We start from the raw sequence: 9423 nt of genomic DNA, 5'->3' as shown, positions 1-9423 counted from the left end.
AGTGAGTGATCTGAGCGTTTCGGATCGACTCGCCACGTTCAAAATCGGCGGTGGCCGAAGTCAGCCAGAAACACATGGCTACTTCAGACCATCCCAAGGCGTGCTTCTTGGAGCTTTTGAGACGAATCTCATATCCGGATCAAGCGCCTCCAGATACTTTATAAGTCCACTTACCTTGGAGTGCTTACTTATGAAATATACAATAAAGAATATCACCTTGGCCCTCAGTTTAGCCGCCCTAACGGCAACGTCGATGTCTGCATCAGCTGTAGATTTACGTGTTATTGGGACTATTACACCTGCTGCGTGCACGCCAACACTGGGGGGGGGCGGCACGATTGACTATGGCACAATTCACCCAACGAAGCTTTCCGCTACGGCCTATACCGTTTTGCCGGAGATGAACACTTCTTTTAGTATCACTTGTACTGCTCCTGCGAAAGTTGCAATCGTCGCAAAAAACGGACGTATTGGGTCACTAGCAGGAGCAACTGAAGGCCCTACGGGCGTTGGGAGTGCACCTGGGGTAATAACTCTATTAGGCGTACCCAATATTGGCGTAGCAGGTCTTGGCCTTGATGGTACTGACAAAATAGGAGGCTATGCTTTGGCCCTTCAACCATCTTCTATACTCGCTGATGGCGTTGCCGTAGACAGCATCCAAAAAAACGCTGACTGGCCAACATTTACTGCTTCTAATTCTGGATCACTTTTCAACTTCGCTATTGATCGACATTTATCTTGGGCTGCCACCGGAACTTTAAACCCAATAGCACTTACGAATCTAACAGGCCAGATTCGAGTGCAAGCCTATCTAAACCATAGTACAGAACTGGATCTATCCAAACCAGTAAACTTGGATGGGCTGACCACTATTGAGATGATTTACTTGTAATCCCTTCCTTGCTTTAGCCGGGTCTATAGCCCCGGCTTTCTTTTTACTGATTTATTCGTATTTATATCAATTGAATGTTAACTAAATGGTAATAACCAATGAAACGCGCGTCTTTTGTTAAGGCAGGTGTCGCTGCGCTGTGGCTGGCGTCTATAGGTGCACATGCGACCGGTGTGGTACCGGAAACATCTGTCGTTATTGTTGAACAAGACGATGGTGAAGGTGCCATCAACGTCCAAAATACCGATGCCTTCCCGGTATTGTTGCTGACCACATTGATCGACATACCTGACGACCCTGAAAGTTTGTTAATCGTTACACCGCCTGCGGCTCGCGTCGAGCCAGGGAAAACTCAGCGTGTTCGTTTCATCATGACCAGTAAAGAGCCCCTAAAAACAGAGCGCCTGAAACGCGTCACGTTTGACGGCGTGCCTCCCCAGCAAAAAGGCAAAAGCGAAGTACGCACCACCGTGCGCCAGAACTTGCCGGTCATTATCCGTCCTGCAGGACTGAAGAGAGACCTTGCCCCCTGGAAGCATCTGACCTGGAGGCTGAAAGACAACAGCCTGACTGTCAACAACCCTTCGCCTTACGTTGTGCGTCTGGGACAAGGCGTTCAGACCTTGCCGGATAACACCTCTTGGATTTTGCCAAACGCCTACGTGCTTCCGGGGCAGACCCTGACTGTCACGCCCGAGAATGGCAAAAAAGCAGGGGCTCCCCAAGAAGTTCGTATTTCCCCGGCTACTACATGGGGCTACACCGTCGAAACGTACGACGCGAAGCTGAACCAGTAAAGGGGGATTCAGTGCAAGAGCCGTATCATTACGATTTCAGAAAGTGTCCTCCGAACTCTGTGCTCTCGCTAGCTCTGTTAACTGCCGTTGTTGCGCTACCCAAAGCCTTCGCAGCGGAAAGCTCTCAGCAAGCATTAGAAACCGAGTTTGACACTCAGGCAATCAAGTCACGGGGGGTTGACACTTCACTCGCCGAGCTGTTTCGACATGCGCCGCATTTCCTACCTGGCGAGAACTCGGTGATGTTGACGGTGAACGGCAGTGCGCGTGGAAGAATAACAGCGCGTTTTGATAATAACGGACAACTGTGTGCTGACAAAAGCTTTCAGAAGCAAGCTGGATTATTATCCCCTTCCGGTTTTAGCGAGGAAGTCGCATGTTTCGATCTGAAAAGCGCTTGGCCGCAAACGGAGCTCAATCTTGATCCAGCAGCGGGTCGGGTCGATCTGGTGCTTCCACAGCAGGCCGTAGCCAATCCAGGAACCGAAAGTGGTAATTGGCATCACGGTGGCGTTGCAGGGATGCTCAATTATGAGGGCCAGTACCTGGATTCTGCCGGCTCCACGGCAGGCGTAACCTTCATGCAACTGGGAAGCGAAGCCGGACTCAATGTCAACGACTGGATTATCCGTAGTCGTCAGACATTTTCACGCTTTAACGGTGTGGACACGATGCAGCACCAGGCAGCTTACGCACAACGCACCTTCACTGGTTCCAAGCAGGTGCTTCAAGCGGGACAGGTAAGTCTGTCCAATTCCATGTTTGGTACTGGTCAGGTAATTGGCTTTCAAATGTTTCCCGAGGCTGCACTTCAGGGCACTCGTGGAGGCCCAGGATTGGTTGAGGGTATTGCCGATAGCCAGTCGGTAGTTGAGGTTCGCCAGTCAGGTGTGTTGGTGCATAGCACCACAGTTCCGGCAGGCCCCTTCCGCTTGCAGGGGTTCTCGTTGCTCAACACTCGGTCGGATTTGGAGGTCACCCTGACGGGTAGCAATGGTGAGAGACGTCAGTTCACCGTGCCGGCTTCCGCCTTACTGCTCAACGGTAATGCGGTAGCGCCAGGTCTCTCTTTTGGCGTCGGTAAACTTGATCAAGAAGGCAGTAGCGAATCGCCCATGCTCGCGACTATCGCCAATGGCTGGGTGTTAAATCCGCACGCCACGCTCAATGCCGGCTTCTTGGGTTCGACCCCCTATCGCGCGGGTGCTATAGGCCTCGACACGCAGCCTTGGGACTCTACGTTACTGTCCCTGCAAGGCACATTTTCGGAGGATTCCACCCATGACTTTCGCGGGGCGTCTTTCACGGCTGCATTGACCCACAACCTGAGCGAGCGCGTCAGCGTGAGCGTCAACGCTAGTCAGCAAACCGACGGTTATCGCGAGCTTAGCGATGCCCTGCAGGATGATGACCTAGAGAGCATTATTGGACGCAGTTTCAAACAGGTCGGTATAGGCTTGGGGTGGTCAACAGAATCGCTCGGTAGCCTTTCGCTCTCGATGGCGCGCAGCACGGACTTCAATGGTGACAGCACGGACTATGCGCGCGGTGGCTGGAGTAAACAGTTTGGCCAGGTCTACGTCGGTGCAACCTTAGAGCAGGACACAGGCACTTCGGCCACGGATCCCGATACCCGTTTTTACCTGACAGTCAATATTCCCCTAGGCAGCAGCAGTGTCAGCAGTTGGATCAGAACAGCCAATAACAGCAGCCGCGCGGGGGTGCGTTACAGCGACCGTTCTAGCCGGGATCGGGGCTGGAGCCTGTCGAGCGAACAGGACTTTTATAACCAGCGCACCTCAACCAGCGGCACCATGGATATGGTAACGCCGTTCAGCCAACTGAGTGGCAGCCTGAGTCGCGACTCCGATAACTACAGTTCTTGGTCGGCCCGCGCCACAGGTGCAGTAGTAGCACACGACAACGGGGTTACACTTTCACCTTACCGCGTTGGAGATACCTTTGGCATCGCCAAAGTTGGTGAAGAAGGTGGCGTAAAGCTCGACACTCCATCCGGCCCTACCTGGACTGATTCAGACGGGAACGCTGTTTTGCCTTCACTAAGTGGCTACAAGCGTTCTTCTATCCAGGTAGACACCCGTAGCTTGGCGAAGAATGTGGACATCGCCAACGCTTACCAAGAAACAGAAGCCGCACGCGGTTCGGTGAACTACGTCAATTTTGATGTGGTACGTACACGTCGGGTTCTGGTGGATCTCAAGGATGGTTATGGTAAACCTCTACCACGCGGAGCAAGTGTGTTTAACGAAGCCGGAGATTTTGTGACGGTTGTGGGTGAGAAAGGCAGCGTATTCATTTCAGATGCCGGCAATGGAGGCACTCTGGAAGTGCAGAACTCCGGCCAAACCCTTTGCACATTCTTCCTTGCCCTGCCGGAGACGGCGAATGGGAATGAACTGTATGAAACCGCCAGCGCGCAATGTCGCTCATAGGAGAACCTGATGAAAATGCTCTTTGTTCCGCTGGTACTTGGGTTGATCTTTGGTCAGTACGCCCAGGCAAACTCGCAACTCAGCGGCGAAGCGCCTGGCATCCCCCCTACAGTTCCGATTGACACTCGCTGTAGTTTGACTTTGGGAGGAGGTGTCGTTGATTACGGCACCCTGTCGCGCTGGCAACTGCAGGACGCGCAAACAGGTCACAACAACGTCACATTCGGTAAGCGAACGCTGACGCTCAGCGTGGCTTGTCCCTACACCCAGAGCATGCGGCTGACGGTACGCGGGGAACGTAGCGACAGAGGGGATTTTCGTTATGGCAATCGCGGCAGCATGATCGTTCGGTTGTTTGACGCTCAAATAGACGGCAAAAGCGTGCAGATAGCCAGCGGCACGCCCGATGGAATTATCAATGGAGCGGCGGGTGACTCAGCCCTGCTTCGACCCAGTGAGAGTTTTGCTGCCATTTCGAGCGGCCAGCTTGCTAAGGGAAAGACCTTCACTGCGCGTGTGGAAATAGAACCCACGTTGCCCGAAGCCGATGCTCAGGTCTCAACGCATGAGCAAAATGAAGCCAACCTGACTATTGAACTAATGAACTGAAGTTGATAGGTTGAGTAAAATCAAAAACTAGCCTTCTGGTTAGATATAATTTCAGTTACGGCTAACCCAGAGCCACGCCTGATTAGTAAAGCTCTATCAGCATCGAGTTTCCATGCGGCCAACAAAAGATCCTCGTTAGATGACCAATCTCGATCAGATGACTTCGGAGCAACTGCCAACCATAACCGGACAGATATTAAAGTGGCTCTCCCGGGCCGATGCGATGGGCCAGTAGGTCAATAGTCTCGAAATGGTCAAAGAGCAACTCGCTCATGAGGTCGCCATCCTCAAGCCGCACAGGTTTGCCATGCGCAGCGAGCAACCGAGTCCTTACCAGTACAGCTTGCTTGACGGCCTTTTCGATATTAATTTCATGGCTAACGAAGCCGCGCTAATGGCAGTCTAGTCGCCATTTTCAACGGTCGCACCACGCAAGAAACGCAAGCGTTGAGCTTTGCCCTCATCGAAACTGACGACGCTCTTTTCACCTTATAAGTGGCGTGAAGCATTTGTATTACCGAAAGGTGCGCTGATCAAATGATCGGTACACAACTCGCTGTGCGCAAAGATCATACGTTTTGCGCAACGCTACTTCGTCGCCAGAAGATGCCCGCGTATGGGTAAAGATCGTCGACAGAAAGCGTTTCCTTTCGCCGTTGCCGAGCTCAGACCAAATCCTAGGCTGTCCTTGTGCATCAGGAATCGCCAACCGGTCGAGGAAATACTCTTCAAGGCTGTGAAGCCGTTGCTGACCATCTACCAGAATCTCGCTGTTTGCTGCGTCGTGCACGTGAAAAGTGGTCGCTGCCCGCGATCAACGTGAAGCGGATTTACCGGGCCATGCGTGATCACAATTTGCTGCTTGAACGCCGGTGTTGTCGCTTACCGAAAACTGATCCAGTAAAGACTGTTCTGCCGACTCAAAACTGACCTAGGTGTTCAACTGCTTCTGCTCACTTTTTGAGCAGGAGAACACAGCGTGATCAGCATGAAAATGTTGGGAAAAATTCGGCGGATGTACTTTCGCGACAAGCCCTAGCTGCATCAGATAGCCAAGCGTATCGGGATGGTGAGAAACACCATTCGAAAATGGGTCAGAGCACCAGAAGCCACTCAGCCGGCGTACCAACGGTGCGCAACCTTCAACGAACTCAGTCCATTTCACGAGGCGCTTGAGCAGGCGCTCAAGGCCGACTCGTTTCGGGCAAAGCACAACCGCAGAAGTGCCAAAGCACTCTTCGAACAGATCAAGGCCGAGGGGTATGACGGCGGCTACAGCCAGCTCACCGCCTTCATACGCTTGTGGCGCGGCCAGCCAAGCAAGTCTTTACGGGCCTTTGTGCCGCTGACCTTTGCACTCGGCGAGGCCTTTCAATTCGACTGGAGCGAAGAAGGTCTGTTGATCGGAGGCCTGTTCCGACGCATCCAGGTCTCCCATATGAATCTTTGCGTCAGTCGCGCATTTTGGTGGTTGCGTATCCCAGCCAAGGCAACGGGATTTTGTTCGATGCCCATACCCGCTCGTTTGGCGCGTTAGGTGGGGGGCCGCGTTGTGGCATCTACGACAACATGAAAACGGCTGACGACAAGGTCAACAAGGGTAAAGGCCGCACGGTCAATGCCCGGTTTGCCGTTAGGTGTGCGCACTACCTATTCGATCCGGACTTCTGCAACGTGGCCTCCGGCTGGGAAAAAGGCATCGTTGAAAGTACGTCCAAGGCAGCCGACGGCGCATCTGGCTCGATGCTCAAAACTGCATGTTCCACACCTTCGAGGAATTGAATGCCTGGCTTGGCCAACGCTGCCGTACGCTCTGGGACGAACTGGTGCACCCGCAGTACAGCGTTCTGACAGTGGGGGACGTCCTGGAGCTGGAATGCGCCGAATTGATGCCGACTGCTTTTGATGGCTACGTCGAGCGCACCGTACGGGTCTACAGCACCTGCCTAATCAGAGTGGCGCGAAATCGCTACTCGGTGCCCTGTGCGCGGGTCGGTCAGTGGGTCAGCAGCCGTTTGTATCCCACACGGATGGTGGTCGTCGCCGATGAAACGATGATTGCCAGTCACGAGCGCCTGTTTGATCGAGATCAGGTCAGTTTTGACTGGCAGCATTACATCCCGCTCATCGAACGCAAGCCCGGTGCGCTGCGCAATGGCGCTCCGTTTGCCGATCTGCCGAAACCGTTGCAAATGCTAAAACGCGGTATGAGGCGGCACACCAATGGTGGTCGAGTCATGTCGCAGGTACTGGCGGCTGTTCCCATCGCCGGGCTCGACGCCGTATTGGTGGCTGTGGAGTTGGTATTTGAAGCGGGCAGCTTGAGTGCTGACCACATCCTGAATGTCCACGAGCAGCCCCTCCGTACGCCGAAACCAGCCTGCAACTCAAGATAGCCTGTCGCCAATACGGCACGCTACTACCGGCTCCGTACCACCGATGAGGAGACTCGCAATGCGTGATCTTAAGGCGGAACTTAAAGAACTGCGTCTGCATGGCATGGTCAGCGTCTGGGAAGAACTGGCATCGCAAGGCGAAGCCTCAACGACCTCGTCGAAATGGCTGCTTGTGCATCTCCTCCAACAAGAACATGCGGATCGAGCGGTGCGTACAGTGAACCACCAGATGAACATGGCTAAACTCCCCATGCATCGTGATTTGGCCGGTTTCGACTTCAGCGCTTCCAGCGCAGACGCCCGCCTAGTCAGGGATTTGTCCAGCCTGGAATTCACCGATACCGCGCAGAATGTGGTGTTCATAACAGGCAAAACACACCTCGCCACCTCCTTGGCCGTGTCCGGGATCACCACACATCACAAACGCGTGCGTTTCTACTCCACGGTGGATCTGGTCAATCTGCTGGAACGCGAAAAGTACGACGGCAAGACGGGCCGCATAGCTCAAGGGCTGTTACGAACAGGCCTGGTGATACTCGATGAACTGGGGTATTTGCCCTTCAGTCAGAGCGGTGGTGCCCTGTTATTTCAGTTGCTATCCGAGCTGTACACCAGCTTGGTGATCATCACCAACCTCAGCTTCTCGGAATGGTCGAGTGTGTTTGGTGACGTTAAGATGACCACCGCGTTGCTGGATCGGCTGACACACCACTGCCACATCGTCGAAACGGGCAACGAGTCCTACCGCCTGCAACACAGCACTCTGGCCGCGCAGACAAAGATCAAATCACGTGAACGAAAGCGCAAGGACGAAGATGGTAGCGAGGACGATGAGCTGTTCTGATCAGCACCGAAAATACCCTGCCGCATGCTCACATGCGGCGGGGCTAAATGTCTCTTCCACCGGGACACGACTGCTAAGCTTATCCACAATTGCTGATGCAAAAATCAGCAATCCGCCCTGGGTCAATTTTCAATCGGCAGGGTGGGGCAGGTTTCAATCAGCGCCGACAGCCTCATCAATTCAATGGCGGGCTACGCTCGCTCAGGCCGAGAAAAACTTAACGTCATGTCCGGCATTAGTTGACCACTACAGTGAAAGTTATAGGTAAACCAATTCCAGAGTTGTCAGGCCATCTAGTGCAATAGGTTTACTCATGTCTAACTCAGTAGTAGTATTTAAATACGCCTGAACTGCTAAACTCCCATTAAGGTTTGTAATTGCAACAGGAACTGTGGTTGCCGGGGTTGCCCATGACACTGTACGAATGCCTCCACTGTACATACCGCTTGCCGTTGTAGACGCGGCAAAAGTTCCTTCGGCCCAATCAGCATTGCGGTGAATGGTAGCTATCGCTGCGCCATCTGCCATAACAGTGTCAGTCTTAACAACGAGGCTATAACCACCAATTTTTTTGCCATCAGCAAGGCCTAAGCCAGCTGCATACCAGGTACCGCTGTTAAAGGTCACTGAAGCTGGTTTTTCCGCAACCCCACTAGGCCACAGCGTACCCAAAGCCGTGTTTGGGCGCCCCTCAATAGCAGTTAATCCAAATTTAGCAGGGGCGCTGCAAGTAACAGTAAAAGGAATTTCGCGTTCTTGAAGGAGGGTAGGCGTAGTATCCGACAAGGTGCTGGGATGGATAGTGCCATAGTCTACCGTGCCGCCCCCCCCTAAGGTTGGTACACATGAAGCGGGCGTAATAGATCCGATCACTTTCAAATCTACGGAGCTTGCATGTGCCGGGACGGATACAGCGGCGAGCGCGGTTAAGCCTAAAGCTATAGAAAGATGTTTTGTCATATTTTTCATAAGATAATTACATCAAAGGAAAGTGAGTCCATAGGTTAGCTGGAGCGTATTAGAACGAATATGAGATCTGTCTTAAAGCTTCAAGGAAGCACTTGCAGTAGGCGATCAACGACTCCTTTGAAAGCCAGGACATCGTTTCCCACCCTGCGATAGGGCACAGGCAACAGTTATTTTGGTTCATTCAAACTACACGGCGTGGAGCCGCTGGAGCGGAGCCGACAGCGATGCTGGAAGAGCTGGGTGGCTCGCGCGAGTCTTGAGCCAAGGAGCAGTAGTCGGTCGTCGCGACAGCCTCAACACCAACCAGTTATCCTTTGCGCAAGCTGTTTCAGGAGGGGGGGCTGTCGGAGGTTGCCCAGACGAAGTCTAGGGAAATCCTGAAAAAGACTTCCTGATTTGGCAAAATCCCCGGACACCAATCGCCGAGCTTTTCAATGAAGCAAATGACCTTCGCCGATGC

The 9423-nt window shown here is 53.2% G+C and carries 6 protein-coding genes and 1 pseudogene; 6 read left to right on the top strand and 1 reads right to left on the bottom strand.

From position 1 onward, the window contains the following. From ACIOVF_RS27905 to istB, 6 genes and pseudogenes are all read left to right on the top strand, one after another. On the top strand, nt 1–895 hold an 895-nt coding region (locus ACIOVF_RS27905; protein ID WP_401294190.1), incomplete at its 5' end, for a DUF1120 domain-containing protein. A gap of 98 nt (nt 896–993) precedes the next feature. After that, complete coding sequence (locus ACIOVF_RS27900) at nt 994–1692, top strand: fimbria/pilus chaperone family protein (protein WP_401294187.1); 699 nt, start codon at nt 994–996, stop codon at nt 1690–1692. Nucleotides 1693–1703: 11 nt separating this feature from the next. Continuing rightward, nucleotides 1704–4145, top strand: coding sequence for a fimbria/pilus outer membrane usher protein (locus ACIOVF_RS27895; RefSeq protein WP_401294184.1), 2442 nt, complete (start codon nt 1704–1706; stop codon nt 4143–4145). Nucleotides 4146–4154: 9 nt separating this feature from the next. Continuing rightward, nucleotides 4155–4754 (top strand): DUF1120 domain-containing protein, encoded by a 600-nt coding sequence (locus ACIOVF_RS27890; RefSeq protein WP_401294181.1) that lies wholly within the window; start codon nt 4155–4157, stop codon nt 4752–4754. A gap of 1039 nt (nt 4755–5793) precedes the next feature. After that, nucleotides 5794–7216: pseudogene (istA, locus tag ACIOVF_RS27885) on the top strand (IS21 family transposase). Then, nucleotides 7209–7994, top strand: coding sequence for an IS21-like element helper ATPase IstB (istB, locus tag ACIOVF_RS27880; RefSeq protein WP_401294179.1), 786 nt, complete (start codon nt 7209–7211; stop codon nt 7992–7994). Before istA ends, istB begins: the two are co-directional and overlap by 8 nt. Nucleotides 7995–8252: 258 nt before the next feature. Here istB and ACIOVF_RS27875 read toward each other — a convergent pair whose 3' ends face one another. Further along, nucleotides 8253–8963, bottom strand: a complete 711-nt coding sequence (locus ACIOVF_RS27875; RefSeq protein WP_401294176.1) for a DUF1120 domain-containing protein — start codon at nt 8961–8963, stop codon at nt 8253–8255. Nucleotides 8964–9423 lie beyond the last annotated feature (460 nt).

The sequence above is a fragment of the Pseudomonas sp. NPDC087612 genome (assembly GCF_044743505.1).
In the GTDB taxonomy this organism is placed as follows: Bacteria; Pseudomonadota; Gammaproteobacteria; order Pseudomonadales; family Pseudomonadaceae; genus Aquipseudomonas.
This window is presented reverse-complemented; position numbering and strand designations above follow the sequence as displayed.

Bases quoted from the DNA above. Each gene is read 5' to 3' on its own strand.
- ACIOVF_RS27900 (WP_401294187.1), top strand. From the start codon at position 994: ATGAAACGCGCGTCTTTTGTTAAGGCAGGTGTCGCTGCGCTGTGGCTG.
- ACIOVF_RS27890 (WP_401294181.1), top strand. From the start codon at position 4,155: ATGAAAATGCTCTTTGTTCCGCTGGTACTTGGGTTGATCTTTGGTCAG.
- istB (WP_401294179.1), top strand. From the start codon at position 7,209: ATGCGTGATCTTAAGGCGGAACTTAAAGAACTGCGTCTGCATGGCATG.
- ACIOVF_RS27875 (WP_401294176.1), bottom strand. From the start codon at position 8,963: ATGAAAAATATGACAAAACATCTTTCTATAGCTTTAGGCTTAACCGCG.